Source organism: Caulobacter sp. FWC26, from assembly GCF_002742645.2.
In the GTDB taxonomy this organism is placed as follows: domain Bacteria; phylum Pseudomonadota; class Alphaproteobacteria; order Caulobacterales; family Caulobacteraceae; genus Caulobacter.
In genome coordinates this window covers 2,734,760-2,750,182 of sequence record NZ_CP033875.1, presented here as the reverse complement: position 1 = coordinate 2,750,182, position 15,423 = coordinate 2,734,760, and the positions used below count along the sequence as shown (strand labels likewise).

The 15,423-nt window shown below is 69.0% G+C and carries 14 protein-coding genes and 1 pseudogene; 8 read left to right on the top strand and 7 right to left on the bottom strand.

Translation table 11 applies throughout. The features are described 5' to 3' along the window. Positions 1-12: 12 nt before the first annotated feature. Both CSW63_RS14655 and CSW63_RS14650 read right to left on the bottom strand, forming a co-directional pair. Positions 13-435: a hypothetical protein gene (locus CSW63_RS14655; RefSeq protein WP_062098590.1), complete on the bottom strand. Its 423-nt coding sequence runs from the start codon at positions 433-435 to the stop codon at positions 13-15. 153 nt (positions 436-588) lie between these two features. Then, positions 589-1,077 (bottom strand): MgtC/SapB family protein, encoded by a 489-nt coding sequence (locus CSW63_RS14650; RefSeq protein ID WP_062098588.1) that lies wholly within the window; start codon positions 1,075-1,077, stop codon positions 589-591. Positions 1,078-1,248: 171 nt separating this feature from the next. Here CSW63_RS14650 and CSW63_RS14645 point away from each other — a divergent pair, with 171 nt between their 5' ends. Further along, complete coding sequence (locus tag CSW63_RS14645; RefSeq protein ID WP_062098586.1) at positions 1,249-1,623, top strand: zf-TFIIB domain-containing protein; 375 nt, start codon at positions 1,249-1,251, stop codon at positions 1,621-1,623. Between the two features lie 520 nt (positions 1,624-2,143). On the opposite strand, the gene CSW63_RS14640 is transcribed toward CSW63_RS14645, so the two are convergent. Continuing rightward, positions 2,144-2,422, bottom strand: coding sequence for an HU family DNA-binding protein (locus tag CSW63_RS14640; RefSeq protein WP_062098584.1), 279 nt, complete (start codon positions 2,420-2,422; stop codon positions 2,144-2,146). Between the two features lie 57 nt (positions 2,423-2,479). Next, positions 2,480-3,145 (bottom strand): hypothetical protein, encoded by a 666-nt coding sequence (locus tag CSW63_RS23565; RefSeq protein WP_197425296.1) that lies wholly within the window; start codon positions 3,143-3,145, stop codon positions 2,480-2,482. A gap of 549 nt (positions 3,146-3,694) precedes the next feature. On the opposite strand from CSW63_RS23565, the gene CSW63_RS14630 reads away from it, so the two are divergent. Next, a complete protein-coding gene (locus tag CSW63_RS14630) occupies positions 3,695-5,908 on the top strand; it encodes a ParB/RepB/Spo0J family partition protein (protein ID WP_062098581.1) in 2,214 nt (737 codons plus the stop codon). A gap of 83 nt (positions 5,909-5,991) precedes the next feature. Further along, complete coding sequence (locus tag CSW63_RS14625) at positions 5,992-6,372, top strand: hypothetical protein (protein ID WP_062098579.1); 381 nt, start codon at positions 5,992-5,994, stop codon at positions 6,370-6,372. An 11-nt stretch (positions 6,373-6,383) separates the two neighbouring features. Here the strand turns inward: CSW63_RS14625 and CSW63_RS14620 are convergent, their stop codons facing one another. After that, entirely contained in the window at positions 6,384-6,800 is a 417-nt protein-coding gene (locus CSW63_RS14620; RefSeq protein ID WP_062098577.1) for a thermonuclease family protein, read from the bottom strand. A 775-nt stretch (positions 6,801-7,575) separates the two neighbouring features. On the opposite strand from CSW63_RS14620, the gene CSW63_RS14615 reads away from it, so the two are divergent. Both CSW63_RS14615 and CSW63_RS14610 read left to right on the top strand, forming a co-directional pair. Continuing rightward, a complete protein-coding gene (locus CSW63_RS14615; protein ID WP_062098575.1) occupies positions 7,576-7,896 on the top strand; it encodes a DUF736 domain-containing protein in 321 nt (106 codons plus the stop codon). Positions 7,897-8,284: 388 nt separating this feature from the next. Then, complete coding sequence (locus CSW63_RS14610; protein ID WP_062098573.1) at positions 8,285-8,611, top strand: DUF736 family protein; 327 nt, start codon at positions 8,285-8,287, stop codon at positions 8,609-8,611. 7 nt (positions 8,612-8,618) lie between these two features. On the opposite strand, the gene CSW63_RS14605 is transcribed toward CSW63_RS14610, so the two are convergent. Continuing rightward, a complete protein-coding gene (locus CSW63_RS14605; RefSeq protein ID WP_062098571.1) occupies positions 8,619-9,107 on the bottom strand; it encodes a helix-turn-helix transcriptional regulator in 489 nt (162 codons plus the stop codon). Positions 9,108-9,440: 333 nt separating this feature from the next. Here CSW63_RS14605 and CSW63_RS14600 point away from each other — a divergent pair, with 333 nt between their 5' ends. The 3 genes and pseudogenes from CSW63_RS14600 to CSW63_RS14590 form a co-directional block, all read left to right on the top strand. After that, positions 9,441-10,058: a GntR family transcriptional regulator gene (locus CSW63_RS14600; RefSeq protein ID WP_062098569.1), complete on the top strand. Its 618-nt coding sequence runs from the start codon at positions 9,441-9,443 to the stop codon at positions 10,056-10,058. Between the two features lie 494 nt (positions 10,059-10,552). Continuing rightward, complete coding sequence (locus tag CSW63_RS14595) at positions 10,553-11,200, top strand: lasso peptide biosynthesis B2 protein (RefSeq protein WP_062098567.1); 648 nt, start codon at positions 10,553-10,555, stop codon at positions 11,198-11,200. Between the two features lie 3 nt (positions 11,201-11,203). Beyond that, positions 11,204-12,919: pseudogene (locus CSW63_RS14590) on the top strand (asparagine synthase-related protein); the annotation flags it as partial. 14 nt (positions 12,920-12,933) lie between these two features. Here the strand turns inward: CSW63_RS14590 and CSW63_RS24165 are convergent. Next, positions 12,934-15,393 carry a prolyl oligopeptidase family serine peptidase gene (locus CSW63_RS24165; RefSeq protein ID WP_062098558.1) on the bottom strand — a complete coding sequence of 820 codons (2,460 nt, stop codon included), beginning with the start codon at positions 15,391-15,393 and terminating at the stop codon, positions 12,934-12,936. Between the last annotated feature and the right edge of the window lie 30 nt (positions 15,394-15,423).

Here is a 15,423-nt window from a genome sequence, read left to right as displayed (position 1 = left end):
GGCCGCCGGAGATCAGATCAGGACGCTGGGAGGACCGGTCGGCGGAGGCGGTGGGGCCGCAAGACCTCGGCCGGGCGTCAGGTTCGCCGCGGCGGCCAAGGGCCGTTCGGCATAGGCTACGGCCTTGGCCTGGCCGACGGCGGTGATGGTCGGCGGCGCGACCGCGGCGCCCTGGGCGGCGAACGGGCAGGGGGTGTCGTGAGCGGACGGCTCGCCCGGCGCCTCGCCGTGGCGCGCCCCCAGGTCTTCACCGGGCTGGATGGTCATGGGGCCGTTGCCGGTGCAGAGCACCAGAGCGAACGGCAGCCTGTCGCCGGTGGCCTGGCCTGGCATGTAGCCGGCCGGGAGCATGATCCGGAGGGCGATCGCCAAGGTCGCGAGCACCAGGAAGGCGTCGCGGGCCAAGAATCTGGCGATGGCGGTCGAGCGGCTCACGACGGCGCCTTTATCCGATCAATCGGCGGCTGTCGCCTGCCACTCACGCCAGCCTGGCTCAGGGCGACTACGGAGGAATCAGGCGAGACCTTCCGGCGCGGCGGCTGTAGCCGCAGCGCCGGAACGGTTCGGGGACGCTGGACGGTCCAGTGCCTAGCTATATTCGCCGCGATCCTCGCCAGCGGTCGCCTCACTGTCGGCCTTATCATCGCGGGCGGCTTGCTTAAGCGGGCGGGCAAACCGCAGGGTCAGGTAGGTGGTCAGGGCCAGCACGACGGCGATGTCGTAGAGGCCGTAGCCGACCGCCGCTCCCATCGCCCCGGTCGCCCAGAGGCTGGCGGCGGTCGCGGTTCCGGATGCGCGGGCGCCTTGCTTGAGGATCGCCCCGCCACCGATGAATCCTACGCCGGTGATCAGGCCTTCCATGATCCGGGCCTGGCCGGGCGATCCGCGGCCGAGCACCGCGATGCCGACCAGCACGAAGCCGCAGGCGGCGATGGCGACCAGCGGGAACGTCCGGATGCCAGCGCTGCGCTCCTCGCGCTCGCGATCCCAACCGACCGGCAAGGCCAGGATGAAGGCCAGGGCCAGGTTGAAGACGTGGTTGGCAGTCTCCCACAGCGCGGTCGGATCAACCTTCATGGCGTACGGACGTCTCCAACAGGGGCAGGTCTTTCCGCCATACTTTGACAGGAACCAGCGTGCCGAGCGCCACTATATGGCCTCGTGCGAGTTCTTAAGTGGCCGTCAGTCCTGGCGGGTTCCAAAATCCGTCGCCATCGTCACAGGGCAGCCGTTCCGAGGAGCTTGCGAATGACCGATACGATGTCCGCCGCCCGCCATGAAGGCGGTCTGCTGTGCCCCGTCTGCCGCGTCGATCTGGTCATGACGGATCGGCAAGGCATCGAGATCGACTACTGCCCGAAATGCCGTGGTGTGTGGCTGGATCGGGGCGAACTCGACAAGATCATCGAGCGCAGCATGGCCTATGAAGCGGCCCCGCCGCCTCAGCCCGCGCCGACGCCGCGTCAGCAGGCGCCCGAGTACGGCGGCCCCTGGGAAGGGGAGTATCGCGGTGATCATGATCGCGGCGGCCACGGTGGAAAGCACGGGGGCGGAAAGCACGGCGGCGGTCACGGTGGTGGCCACGGCCGGCGTCGGGGCTTCCTGGGAGGGCTCTTCGACTAGCCGGTCTGACACCAACCCGCGTAGATCCGACGTAGCGACGGCTCGCCCACGGCGAGCCTCCAGCTTGGAAAGGCTTGGGGCTCCGCTTCCAGGCGCTGGCGGGCGTGGCGGGCCTGATCGTGGCGGCGTACAAGACCTTTGGTCACGGCGGCTGGGTTGGGCCGCCTCCGGCGCTGAACCCTAGAGGGCGTTCAGCATCCGCTCGTAGCGCTCATTGATCGCGCCGGGCGCGGGACGGTTGTCGAGCCACCGCCCAAAGGCGATGATCTCTCTTCTAAGCCGGGCTCCAATCGTGCGCACGCACCAAGGTCTGGAAAACCTCCTTGGCGCGAACCTGGGGGAGGGGCGCGCTCGCCAGCGTCCGGCAGAGCTTACGGGCGTGGGCCAGGGCTTCGGCTAAGGTCGTTGAGATGGGACAGCACCGTGGGGCGGACGCACGGCTGGCTTGTTCTGACCGCCGTCCACCGACGCGTTTGTCCAGCGAAGGGGCCATTTTGTCGATGGCCCCTTGCCCGAAAGATTAGGAATTCACCGCGTCCTTCAGCTGCTTGGCCGGCGAGAAGGCAACTTTCTTGCTGGCGGCGATCTCGATGCTCGCGCCGGTCGAAGGGTTGCGACCCGTGCGCGCGGGCTTGGCTTGGACCTTGAACTTGCCAAAGCCGGGAATCGAGACTTCCTCGCCCTTCACCGCCGCGTCCGCGAGCGACTTGAACACGCCATCGATGATGGCCTTCGCCTGGGCCTTGGTGAGCTTGGGTTCAGCCGCGACGGCGGCGTCGACGAGATCCGAAACGTTCATCTTGTAGGCTCCGTGTGGGAATCGAAGGCGCGAGCCTGCGTCTTCGCTGCTGGGTTGTCACGTTTCGTCGCGCAGATAGGCTGCGTCTTCCTCGTCTAGGATCGTCATCCGATCGCGCTCCCATTCCTCGGCCCCCAGCCGCAGGGCCTCGCGGGCCTTGGCGATCCAGGCCGCGTCGGCAACCGGAGCCTCGGCCAGGGCCCGCAGGCTTCCTGGCGTCGCCTCGAACGACCAGTGCTCCCGTGGTTCGTCGAGCTCGGCCTCATAGGCGGCCGTTCGTTGCTCCATGCGGATCGGCGGCGGGCGCTTGGACTCGTCCAGAGGCCACTTCGCCCAGATCTCCTCGTCCGAAATCCCACGCTGCCTGGCCTCCCAGCGGGCGATGACATCCATCAGGGCCGGATCGGGCTCGGGCTTGTTCCAACGCGCGGCCCCCATTAGTCGCTTGAAGGGCTCGGGATTCATCAAGATCGTGTAGACGCGATTGACCACCTCGATCATCAGCGACTTCATTTCCTCGTCGCACAGCCGCGAAAGCCGCGACCAGGGGATCTCGCCGTAGGGCGTGACGACCTTGACGTCGCTGTAGTCGCCGACCGCCGAAGTCGGGAAGATTCCCGCGTGCAGCTCCTCTAGGCGAGAGTTGCGCATGCCCGTCTCGACGATCACCAGGGCAAGCGCGGTGCGCCACCTCTCCTCGTCGATCTTGCTGGGTCTGGGCATCAAAAGCGTCCTGGCCGTTTGGGTCACCATGACGGTCCAATGCCAGGCCGCCAATACCAAGTCGCTCGACCCGCAGCCTGGTGCAAGCTTGGCCTGTCGGCGGAAGGTCGATGTTCGGTTGCTCGGATCACTACGAGTGTTCTTGGCCTATGGGTCACAGCGCGAGGCGCGGTGGGCGCGCTGCGACGATAAGGCCACGAGGGTCCATCTCTGTGACGGCCGAACCCGATACGCCGGCCTGGCTAGCCGCCCTGGCCGCGATCGAGGGCCCATCTCTGCGAAGGCCGGATCCGCGATAAGATCGGCCGACTGAGTTTTGGCTTGTTTGGCCGCTGCCGCGGCCGTGGCTTGGGGCTCCGCCCCCAGCGCACTTCGGATCGTCTTCCGCCCACCTTCGGCCGTGTCGACAGGGATCAGCCATCGCCAGGTCGCGTCCTGCAGGCGGGTCCCCGCGAAGACGCCCCTCCGTTTGCACCCCCGCGCTCGCCGCTTGGCAGGGTTTCAGGCGCGCCTTCCGCGTGCCTGCAACCCTTGCCCAAGGAGGCAGACATGACCCCCCAAGAAACCCGCGCGACCGTCGCTGACGCTTCGGCCGCCAAGCCCAGCCAGATCGTCGTCCAGTACGGCGAGGTTCGGGACATTCCCTTGAACCGCCTGAAAGCCTCGCCTCGCAACGTCCGACGCGTCGGTCACAGCGCCCAGGTGATCGAGTCCCGCGCGGCCTCAATCACCTACAAGGGCGTGCTGCAACCGCTCGTCGTCGAACCCGAGATCAAGGATGGGCGCGAAACCGGCTACTACCTCGTCAGCGCGGGCGAAGGGCGTCGCCAAGCCCTACGCCTGCTGGCCCAGCGCAAGCGGTTGGCCAAGGGGGCGCCGGTTCGCTGCGTGGTCGATACGGTCAACGACCCGTCCGAGGTCTCAATGGACGAGAACCTTAGCCGCGAACCGATGCACCCGGCTGACCAGTACGAAGCCTACAAGGACCTCGCCGAGCGCAAGGGCTACAGCGCCGAGGAGCTGAGCGCGCGGTTCGGGCCAAGCCCCGAGACCGTGCGCAAGCACCTGCGGCTCGGCGCGGTGTCGCCCGCGCTGCTCGACCTCTATCGCGAAGGGGTCCTGACCCTCGATCAGGTGACCGCCTTCGCGGTCAATCCCGATCCGGTGCGGCAGATGCAGGTCTATGAGCAGCTGTCGCCGGGCAATCGCCAGCCCTACGCCATCCGTCGCCTCATGACCGAGATGAAGGTGGGGGCCGACGACCGCCGCGTGCGCTTCTTAGGGCTGGACGCCTATGTCGCGGCGGGCGGCCCGGTGCTGCGCGACCTCTTTACCGAGGACAACGACGGCTGGGTCGAGGACGTCGTTCTGCTCGACCGCCTGGTCGGCGAAAAGCTCGCCGCTCTGGCCCAGGACATCCGCGACCGTGAGGGCTGGAAGTGGGCGAGCGCTCACCTCGAATTCCCGCACGGCCACGGCCTGGCCCGTATCTGGGAACACGCGCTTGAGCGCACGCCCGAGGCGGTCGCCGCCGTGAACGCATTGCAGGCTGAAGAGGCGGCCCTGACCGAGCAGTGGGCCGAGGCAGACCCGCTGCCGCCCGAGGTCGCCGCGCGCTTCGAGGCCATCGAAGCCGAACTGGAGGCGCTGGGCGACGACTTCGGCCACACGGCGCAAGAGAAGGCGCGAGCCGGTGTTATGGTGGTGTTGCTGCCCTACGGCGACGTGCGGATCGACCGGGGCTTTGTCCGCCCCGAGGACGAGCCCGCGCCCGAACCGGAAGACGAGGCCGATGACGGGCAGGACGGCGCCGATGATCACGGCCCATTCCTCGGCGAAGACGACGACAGGGACGAAGAAGACGGCGACGGCGACGCAGACGACGGCGGCGAAGACGACGACATCGACGAGCCCGACGGTGACGCCGCCGCGCCGCTGCCCGACCGCGTGATCGCCGAACTGACCGCCCATCGCACCGCGGCCCTTCGCGACGCCCTGGCCCAGGACCCGGACCTTGCCCAACTCGCCCTGGTCCACGCTCTGGTCAGCCGGGTCTTCGCCCTCGGCGTTCCGGCGACCTGCCTCGACATCCGTTGGGGGTCGCGCAACCTCAATGGCTTTGGCGAAGGCATCGAGGAAAGCCCGGCGGGGCTCTCCATCGCCGAACGCCACAGCCATTGGGCGCGCCAAGTCCCCGGCGCCCCCGAGGACATCTGGGCGTTCGTGGTCGGGCTCGACGCCGACAGCCGCGCCTGTCTGCTCGCCCACTGCGTGAGCCTGACGCTCGATGGCCTGCGCACCTGGGAGCGTCGTGAGCGAACGATCCTGGCCCATGTCGAGACCCTGGCCACGGCGCTTGATCTCGACATGCGGGCCTACTGGAGGCCGACCGCCGTGCGCTACCTGGACCGCGTCACCAAGGCCCAGATCATGGCGGCGGTCGGCGATGGTGTGTCGGCCGAGGTGGCGGGGCGGCTGTCGGGCTTGAAGAAGCCGCAGATGGTCGAGGCGGCCGAGCCGCTGCTGGTCGAAGCCGGATGGCTGCCGCCCGTCCTGCGCACCGTCAGTCCGCGTGCCGAGGCGTCCGCCGAGGACGACGATCAAGGCCCGACCCCCGAGGCCGGGGCGCCCGAGGGGGCGGGCGCTCAAGACGAGGCCGAGGAGGTCGCGCCCGACGTGGACGATGTCTTGGGCGGCGGCGAGGCCGAACAGACCGCAGCGGACGAGGCTGAGGTCGCGGCTCTGCTGGACGCGGCCGAGTAGGGAGGGACGGGCGGCCTTGCGGCCACCCGTCATCTTTTCGGCAAGACCGGCGCGGCCGATCCTTTGGGATCGGCCGCTTTCGTTTGGCGTCGCCCGCTTTCCTGTGGACCATCGGGCTGATGGTCTGGATCGACGGTCGGCGACGCGCGGAATCGACCTATCGCCGCTCGATGACTCAGGATCAGATCGACCGCATCCTCGAAGAGATGCAAGCCGCCTTCGAGAAGACCGGCGACGATGGCGAGCGTCCCGGCCTGATCACCTTCGACCGGGATGACTGGGTCGGCGCCAACCTTTCGACCTGCTGCACCACGCTAGGACGCGGCATTCGTACGCGCGGAATTCAGATCAAGGTCGCCAAGGGCCGCGAGACGAGGGTGTGGACGCGCGCCGAGGCCGTGGCGATGGGCGAAGACCCCAAGTCATTCGAAGACCTCAAGAGCCGCGAGGACGCCAAGGTCTAGCGCCTGCGGGGTCAGCGGGCCGGGCGCGCCGTCGCCCCCGGTGCCCAGTTGCCACGTTTAGCGATGCGCGCCTCGTCCTGCGCGGCGGCGTAAGCGCCCTTGCTGTAGCGGCGCCACTCCGTCGCCAGGCCCGACCGGATCATCGCGGCGTTGAGGTCAGGACTGGCGCTCGACCAGCACTTGGCCACTTGCCGGCCGTAGCGGTCCGCCGCCACAACCCGACAGCCGACCCGCTCGCGGGTCAGGCTGAAAAGCAAATCGCGAGCCTCGTAGGCCAAGGGCTCCGCCGCCGTCTTGCCGCGCCGCACTTCCGGGGCGTCGACGCCGAACAGCCGAACATACGTCTTCCCGCAGCGCAGGGTATCGCCGTCGTGAACGGTCGGCGCGGTGCAGGCGATGATGACGCCGATGACGACGGGAGCGGGCATGTCCCTGCCTATAGCCTGCGTCGCGCGCTTCGCCAGTCAGCCTCGGATCAAGACGTCAGCGCCCAGTGGACCGCGCGAGGGCAGGGATCGAGTGACGGGCTGAAGGACCGGCGCGCCGCGCCCGCCCCACCGGATCAGCGGGGCGGGTTGACCGCCTTAGTCCACCTCGGGGCCAGTGCTGCGCGACCAGACCAGGGGGTCGCCTTCTCGACGATCGCCAGGGCGGCGTTGATCGCCGCGCCGAACAAGGGACGTCCAGGCTGACCAACTGGTGCTCGCTGTCATCCTTACTCGTCATCGTCCGGCGGCCCGAACCCGGCATTCCCGCAGGTGATGCGAAAGCCCGAGCTCATGTCGCGGACTTGTCGGCAACCGGGCGGACCTGGACTCTCGAGGCCGATGGTCAGGGTGTGGATCTCGCCGCTGAACCAGCCGCCAGGGTTGTCGTTCCGGCGCCGAGATGAACAGGCGGTCTCTCCATGAAAATCTGAGCCGGGCGCGTCGACCGCGTCCTCTTCTGGCCTGATCTGACCGGGGACCGGTCCGTCCCCGCAACCTTGGCCTTGGACTTTCTTCCCTTGGGGCGCAGGCGCCCCATTCCTCGCGAGACAAGAAACTTCAACGCCTTCGGTCCTCCGCAAGGCTCCGGGAGCGCGCCCGCAAGCACGGCTTGGACGGGCGGGGCGCGCTCTGCGGGGCGGACTTTAAGCCCCGGTCCAGCGATCGCCATCGAGGCCGCGATCGGCGCGGCCCGGTTCAGATCGGAGAGACCACCATGTCCACCATCGGCGCCTTCACCGCCAACGCTGACGGCTCGTTCACGGGCGAGATCCACACCCTGGCCATCAACCTCAAGAAGGTCCAGATCCGCCCGGTCGCCGACAAGCCCAGCGACAAGAGCCCCGATTTCCGCATCACCGCCGGCGCCGCCAATCTCGGGGCCGCCTGGAAGAAGACGAGCAAGGACAACAACGAGTACCTGTCGGTCAAGCTGGACGACCCCTCGTTCGGCGCGGCGATCAACGCCGCCCTGGTGGTCATCGAGACGGTCCACACCCTGGTCTGGTCGCGTAGCACCGGCCCCAAGGAGGACTAAGGCGGTCAGCCCGCCCCGCCGATCCGGCGGGGCGGGCGCGGCGCGCCGGGGATGTTTCAAGCCGGCCTTCAGCGGGGCTCGGCGTGGGGCGGAGCCGCCGTTTCCACGCCATGGCCTGTCTTTCTACGACTGGCGTCCTGGGCGCCTTGAGAGCCTTTGGGCGCTGGCACACAAGGGTCTTGCGGGTCTCGCGAGGACGCCACCAACCGCCCGCCCAGGCGTCCGTTTCGCACCCGCGCGTCGCGGCGCTCTCGTTCCCCCCGGAGCGCGGCGAGGCGGCGGCTCGTCCGACCAGCTCAACTCCCCCCAGCTGGTCTCTCGAGCCGCCGCCGGTCGGGCGCCGGCATCGTCCAGGCGGGGACCACGACAGCGCAAAAAGGAGAACCTCATGATGACCATCGGCCAATTCCGTCGCGACGGCGACGGCTTCACCGGCAAGCTGGACACCTTCGCCAGCGACGCGCTCATCACCCTGACCCCAGCCGAGAAGTTCTCGGCCAAGGCCCCGGACTTCATCGCCTGGTCGGGGCAGCGCGAGTGCGGGGCAGGCTGGCGGGTCAATGACGCCAGCGGCGCGGTGCTCAGCGTCAAGATCGACGACCCGACCTGGCCCGAGCCGGTGAGCGGCCGGATCATGGCCGCCGAGGATGGGGTGCTGCCGCTGGTCTGGTTCCGCCGGGCCGAGACGCCGGTCGACAAACCGCCGCCCGCCTAGGCCTGGGTCAAGTTTCCGAAGCGTCACCGCTGCGGTAGAGCCGGCCGATCTCTCGTTCGAGCCAGTGCTCGGCCCCGTCGCGGCGCCGCGCCAACAAGGCCTTTAGATGGGCGAATGCCTGCCGGAAGGCCTCGAAAATGGCGGTCCCCGGGAGCAGGGCGCCGGCGTCTCCGGCCTCGGCGCTGAACTCCCGGTGGGCCAGCCAAAGGATCATGGACGACTTGTTGTCCATCGCCCGGTAGGCCACTTCCGGATCCTCGAACATGACGCCGTGGACGATCGCCAAGGCGTCGCTGCGTGTCACCTCCGCGAACCGCTTGATGCGGTCGAAGTGCAAGCGTCCTCGACCCGCCTCGAAGTTCTCGTAGGTCTTCTCGGCGATGCCCATCGCCTCGGCGACTTCGACCTGGGTGAGCCTTCGTATGACCCGGATCTTCTTGAGGATTGTGGACAGCAACTCCGACTGCCGGGCATAGCTGATATCCTGCTGGGACATGCTCACTCCGCAACCACACGCGGTCAACCTAAGGCAGAATTGCAATCTGGCGCTCGTCCGCAGCCGGATCAATGACCGAAGGTTGCAATTGCGTGCAGGTGGGCAGGTTTTTGCGAATTCCGGCGCCCGTCGCGGGATCGGCGACGGGTTTGCTCTAAACCATGCGAACCAATCCGCACGATTCTGGGGGAAGAGCCGTCGTCTTCTGGTTTCCACCCACCGGTTGAGTCTCTGAGCGAACACATTTGACCGCCTGGTGGCGCATCGCGCCCTTCGCGCCTCGACAGCCAGGAAGCGGGACGTTCACGCTTGCCGCTTTGTGGTGGGGATGTCGTGAGCCGTGATCGCGATCCGTTCGAGCGGGCGTTGGAAGCCATTCGGCTGAAGCTTCGGGAGGGGGAGGGGCTGCAGGGCCGGGCCCTGGCCATCAATCTGCTCGCCAAGGCGCTTGGCGTCAGCCAGACCCCGGTGCGAGAAGCTCTGGCATGGTTGGCCGGCGAAGGTCTGATCGTCCGCACCCGGACCGGCTATGTCGGCCGCTCGCATGACGCCACGAGCCTGGCCGAACTCTATCGCTTGAACCTGGCCCACGTCCTGGCCGCTTTGTCGGCCGATGCCCGGGGCGGTGCGGCTCGTGGCGTTGGGCCGGTAAGGCGCGCGTCCTGGCCGCTGATCGACGGCGAGGATCCCAACCAGGTCTTCGATGTGATCGTGGCCCTGGCCGGAGACCGCACCCTGCTGGCTGCTTTGCGGCGCACGCGTGAGCCCCTGTCGGTGTTTATTGCGGCCGAAGCCCTGGTGATCGGCGACACCGAGGCGGTCATGGCCGAACTGGCGCAGGCCTATCCCGACCCCGGCCGCTTGCGCGCGCTCGCCCGGGCCTTCTACCGCCGGCGCATCCAGGGCGCGGCGCGGGTTCTTTCGGCGACCCTCGAGCGGCTGCAGATATAGCCCGGATATAGTTTGAATATACCACCTCCGCGTCGCCTCCTGATTAAGCCGCAACCCGCGGCTGAACGAAAGGAGACCTGCGATGAGTGACTCCCTGCAACTGATCCGCCTCGGCTCGGCCAAGCAGCTGACCCAGGCCAGCGGCGGCACCCTGAAGGCCGAGTCCGTCGAGTTCATCCGGTACGACCCGCTCTGAACCCGGCGCGGACGGCGCCCGCTCGCGGACGCCGTCTTCCGTGCGGCGCGCCTGCCGGTCACAATCCGACGGCGCGCCGTCTCATCGCGCTTTTGCGCGGCATACGCTCATGGAGACGGTCCAATGACCTCCATGCCTCGACTGATCCGCCTCGGCAGCGCCATGGCCCTGACCCGAGCCGGCGGCGGCACTATGCACATGGAAGAAGGCCTGCCGCTCTACTACGACCCTGTCTAGCGGGCGCGCCGGCGCCGCGCGGCGCCGGCTCCCTGTCTTTCCCAAAGTCTCTGGAGGCAGCATGTCGCTGTGCCTGGCCCGACACGTGCGCGGAGTCAGCGTCGAGGACGACCTGGTGTTGCTCGACGCCGAAGCCGACGCCTATTTCTGCCTGCCCGCGATCAGGGGCGTGGTTATCGACCCGGACGGCCAGGTGCACGGCGCGCCCGAACCGCTGGCGCGAGCGCTGGTTGAGGCGCGATTGGCCGAGCGCGGGACGCTCCCGACGACAGAGCCGGCCTGTGTCGCGCCGGTGGCGCGCACGGCGCGTCGGATCCTGGAGCACCTCGAGACGATCGACGCGCGTGCGACCGTGCGGCGATGGCGCGCCCTGGCGCACGCGGTCCTCGTCGCGCGCGCCGGCCGGTACCGGCCGTTCGCGCAGCTCATTGCCGGACCGCCCGCCCAGGCCCAGGCGCTCTCGCCTGACTTCCTCGACGATCTGGCGGCCTACCGACGCCTGACGCCGTGGCTCCCGATCGACGGCGCCTGCCTTTTTCGCAGCCACATGCTGCGCGCCTATCTTCGCGCGCTCGGGCACGACGCAGCCTGGGTCTTTGGCGTCAGCGTCTGGCCTTTCGACGCTCATTGCTGGCTACAGGTCGAGGACGCGGTCTTGGACGACGAGGCCGAGCGCCTGTCCGCCTACCACCCGATCCTGGTGGTCTGAGCCATGGGCTATATCGTTCTGGTCCGCACGCCCGGCGCCACCGCCGCCGCCTTCGACGCCATGCTCGAAGACCTGGTCGCGCGGCAAGGATGGCGCCATGTCGTCAAGGCCTATGCCCTGGCGGTGCTGGTCAAGGGCGCCGCGCCGCTGCCGGTCCTGCCGCTTGCCGGCGCGCACGGCGTCGGTGGCGTCTTGCTGGGGCGCGTATTCGATCGAGCGGCGGGAGAGGCTGGGGAGGCGCGCCAACCTCAGCTCGATGGCCTGGTCGATCTGGATCCCATCGAGGCGGTCTCGCGCCTCATCCAGAGCGCTTGGGGCGGCTACGTGGCGGTGCTGGCCCCGCGACGCCCCGACCCGCCGGTCGTGCTGCGCGATCCTACCGGTCAGGTCGAGGCCTTCATCTGGCGCCGGGACGGCGTCACCTTGATTGGATCAGAAGCCCCCAGGGGCCTGGCCGCGCCGCTAGGGCTTGCGATCGATTGGCGCCGGGTCGGCGATCTCCTGGACGATCCTCGCCGGACCGGCGCGGCCCCGCCGCTGAGCGGCGTCCTGGGCGTTGACCCCGGAGAGTGCCGGCATGGTGTCGGCGCGGGCGAATCCCTGCGCCTTTGGTCGCCAGCCCGGATCGTGCGCGAGCGCAGGCCGCCGGACGATCCTGCTGACGCGCTCAGGCGCTGGGTGGACGTCAGCGTCGCGGCTGAGGCCAGCGATGCCGAGACGATGCTCTGTGAAATCTCCGGCGGACTGGACTCGGCGATCGTCGCCACCGCGCTCGCCCGGGCCGGTCGGCGTCCCACTGGCGCGATCAACTTCTATCGCGATCAGGCGCAAGGCGACGAGCGCCTCTGGGCGCGCGCCGTCGCCGACGCGATCGGCGTGCCGCTGACAACGGTTCAACGCTCGCCCTTCGCCCTGGCGTCAGACGACTTTGCCTTTGGCGCGACGGGCCTGCGCCCGAGCCTGAACGCCCTGGACCCGGAGTACGATCGCCTTTTGCTCGCCGAAGCCGAGCGATTGAAGGCGCAGGTGCTTTTCACCGGCCACGGCGGCGACGTGGTGTTCTACCAGCTCGGCGCGGCCGAGATCGCGGCGGACATCCTGCAGGGCGCGGTCACCGAAGACGGCCGCCTGCGCGCGCTCGGCGATGTCGCGCGGCGCACGCGCCGGTCCGTCTGGAGTCTCGCCCGTCAAGCGTTCTGGGGGCGGCGGCCAACGGAGGGGGCGGCGAGCAGAGAGCGGTTCGTCGTCCACGCCGCACGCGGCGTCGCCCATCCCTGGCTTGACGACCTGCAAGGGCTGGCGCCGGCCAAGCGGGTCCAGGTGGCGGGGTTGGTCAACAGCTTGAACGTGGTCGCCAGGACGCGGCGCGGGGCCGTCACGCGCCTGGCTCATCCCTTGCTCGGCCAGCCGATGGTCGAGCTCTGTCTCTCGATTCCCGCCCCAATCCTCAGCGCCGGCGAAGGCGACCGGCGCCTGGCAAGGCGCGCGTTCTCCGATCGATTACCGGCCCTCGTGGCCGAGCGACGGTCCAAGGGCGACATCACCGTCTTCTTCGGCAAAAGCATCGCCGCCAGCCTGCCAACCCTTAGGCCGATGCTTCTGGACGGGCGTCTCGTCGCGGAGGGTCTGATCGACAAGGCGCGCCTGGAGGCGGCGCTGCGGCCAGAGACCCTGGTGTGGAAGGATTTCTACGGGGAGATCCTGGTCGCAGCAGCCCTTGAGGCCTGGGTTCGTCATTGGGAAGGGCGCATCGCCGAGGGGGATGGCGAGACCGTCGCTGGAGTGGGCGCGCCGCCGGGCGTCGCTGGCGCGAGGGCGGATCCCGGCAGGGCCGCGTCCAGGAACGCGAACACTCGCGCATAGAGATCGCGAACATTACCCGGGCTCATCACCACGTGGCTCTCGCCGCGATAGAGCAGCAGCTGCGCGTCCTTGCCTTGGCGGAGAAGCGAGGAGAACAGCGTGGTCACTTGGCCAAGATCCATATCGAGATCGCCATAGATCAGGAGCACCGGCGCGCCGATCTTGTCGGACTGCAGACCGGGGCTGTTGCGCAGGTACTTGTCGGGCGCCGACCATGGCGGGCCGCCCATGGCGCCCTGGCCGTTTTCAGCCCACCCCAGCTCGGAGGGCATGGTGATCAGGGCAGGAGACGCCAGGGCCTCGGGATGGATGGCGCCGTAGTATGACAGGAGATTCGTGATCGGCGCGGAGGCGACGATCGCCGAGAAGCGGCTGGACTGGACACCCGCCGCCAAGGCGCCGTAGCCGCCATAGCTCTGACCCCACACCGCCAGGGGCTTGTCTTTCAGGACGGGATGGGTGGCGATCGCCGCGTCGACGGCCAGCAGCATCGCCTCGGCGAGCCCTGGCATCGGCTCACGATCACGGGCCATGGGAAGGCTGGGCACGATCACCGCATAGCCCGCCGCTACCATCAGCTGGACGTTGGTGTCGAACGATCGACTGCCGGGCTCGGCCGCGACGGGCGGACGCGCGTAGCGCGCGCCGGGATAAGGAACGACGATGAGCCCCTTGAGACCGGCGGTGGGCAAGACGGGCGGAAGATAGAGCCAGCTCGTCAACTCCGCCTCGACCAGGCCTCTGTGGCGGATCGCCTCCGGTGTGGCGAAAGCCTTGTCGGCCAGGGCGGAATTTATGGTGGCGACCGCGCGCGCGGGCGCTCCGGGCCGGATCACCTGCAACGAGCCGACACCATGCGGATCGGTCGTTGTGACGGCGACGCCCCCCCAGGCTTGCGACGCGGCCAGGATCTGCGCCTTCGCCGGGAGATCGAGAGGCGCGGAGCGCTCCCCGTTCGACCCCAGCAAGCGGCGCTCGCCGTCCTGCGACAGCATTCTCGTCGCCCTGGGTTCGCCGGGCAGGAGGTCGGCCGGCGCGTCCAGGCTCGCCGTAGAAGGCGCGAAGCGGGCCAGGCGTCCGTCAGCACCGATGCGCTGGAGGCCCTCGGCGCTGCGAATGACGAAGCCGCGGGCCGTGATCATGACCGCTGGCCCCTGGGGCTCGGCGATCGTCCCCGTGAGCTTGACCGCGCGGCGGCCGTCAAGACGCCACCAATCCTGGCGCGGGGTTCCGCCACCCCGCGCCAGGACGAACGGATCCCGACCAAGCCAGGCAAGGCCCGGCATGGGCCTGGGATCCCGGCCACCGGTGTCGCCGAGCGTCAGGTCCGGCGCGAGGGGTTTCGCCGTTCCGTTGGCCGCAAGGCGCCAGTAGCCGTAACCGGACCAGCCATCGCCATCGGGACGGGCGGCGACCGCCACCGCGTCTCCCTTCGGCGACCAGGTCCAGGTTCCGCGAATGAGATCGCAGCGCGGGCAAGGGATCGTCCGCTTCCCGCTCACGAGGTCGACCATCACCAGCCGCAGGCGACGCGGCGGATAGCCCACGCGCATGGTGCTGCTCGTCGAAGGCTGCGTTCGCTCGCCGTCTTCGATCAGGGCTGCGGTTCGACCGCCCGGAGCGACCATCAGGTCGCTGAACGCGCCCTGGGTCAGGTCCCGGACCGCGCCGGACACGCCATCGATCGCGACCAGGCTGGCGGTGCTGGCCGGCGCGTTGACGCCGGAGAAGCGGCCGCTGCCCAGCGCCGTCACTGAGATCTCGCCGCGAGCGCCGGCTGCCCAGGCCTGCTGCAGGCGCTCGCCCGCGAGCCAGCCCAGACCCGCCAGGCGGGCCTGGGCCTCGAGAGGACGTGAAATGGCCACCACCTCTCGATTGTCGCGCCAACGCGCTTGGGCAAACCACAGCTCCGGCTCGACAAGGCGTCCCGACCACGCGACAGCGCCGCTCGCCAGGGTGACGACACCCAGTTCCCGCGCATGGCCGCGTTGGCGAAACACGATCAGGCGCGCGCCGTCCGGCGAGAAGGCGCCGAAGGTCTCGCCGTCGCCGGCAAGGCCCCGCAGCAACGCCCGGGCCGGTCCGCGATCGGTGAGGTCGAGCAGCATCAGGCGGCTGGCCGCCGCGCCGATCAGGAAGTCCTGATCGAAGCGCGGCGCGCTCTTCCAAGGGCCCTGGATCTCGAACACCAGCCAGCGGCCGTCCGGCGAGAACGCCGTGCGGCCCAGTTCTTCCAGCGAGAGTAGGTCCTCGACCGAGAACGCTTGCCCGTCAGCCGGGCTCGATGTGGCCAGACCACAGGCGAGCGCCAGCCATGCGAAGTGTCGCATCGCAGTCTCCGATGGCGAAAGAGAGAGGGT

Coding starts and splice junctions, on each gene's coding strand:
- CSW63_RS14650 (WP_062098588.1), bottom strand. CDS start 1,077: ATGAAGGTTGATCCGACCGCGCTGTGGGAGACTGCCAACCACGTCTTC.
- CSW63_RS14610 (WP_062098573.1), top strand. CDS start 8,285: ATGATGACCATCGGCCAATTCCGTCGCGACGGCGACGGCTTCACCGGC.
- CSW63_RS14595 (WP_062098567.1), top strand. CDS start 10,553: ATGTCGCTGTGCCTGGCCCGACACGTGCGCGGAGTCAGCGTCGAGGAC.
- CSW63_RS24165 (WP_062098558.1), bottom strand. CDS start 15,393: ATGCGACACTTCGCATGGCTGGCGCTCGCCTGTGGTCTGGCCACATCG.
- CSW63_RS14620 (WP_062098577.1), bottom strand. CDS start 6,800: ATGCCCGCTCCCGTCGTCATCGGCGTCATCATCGCCTGCACCGCGCCG.
- CSW63_RS14605 (WP_062098571.1), bottom strand. CDS start 9,107: ATGTCCCAGCAGGATATCAGCTATGCCCGGCAGTCGGAGTTGCTGTCC.
- CSW63_RS14615 (WP_062098575.1), top strand. CDS start 7,576: ATGTCCACCATCGGCGCCTTCACCGCCAACGCTGACGGCTCGTTCACG.
- CSW63_RS14645 (WP_062098586.1), top strand. CDS start 1,249: ATGACCGATACGATGTCCGCCGCCCGCCATGAAGGCGGTCTGCTGTGC.
- CSW63_RS23565 (WP_197425296.1), bottom strand. CDS start 3,145: ATGCCCAGACCCAGCAAGATCGACGAGGAGAGGTGGCGCACCGCGCTT.
- CSW63_RS14640 (WP_062098584.1), bottom strand. CDS start 2,422: ATGAACGTTTCGGATCTCGTCGACGCCGCCGTCGCGGCTGAACCCAAG.
- CSW63_RS14630 (WP_062098581.1), top strand. CDS start 3,695: ATGACCCCCCAAGAAACCCGCGCGACCGTCGCTGACGCTTCGGCCGCC.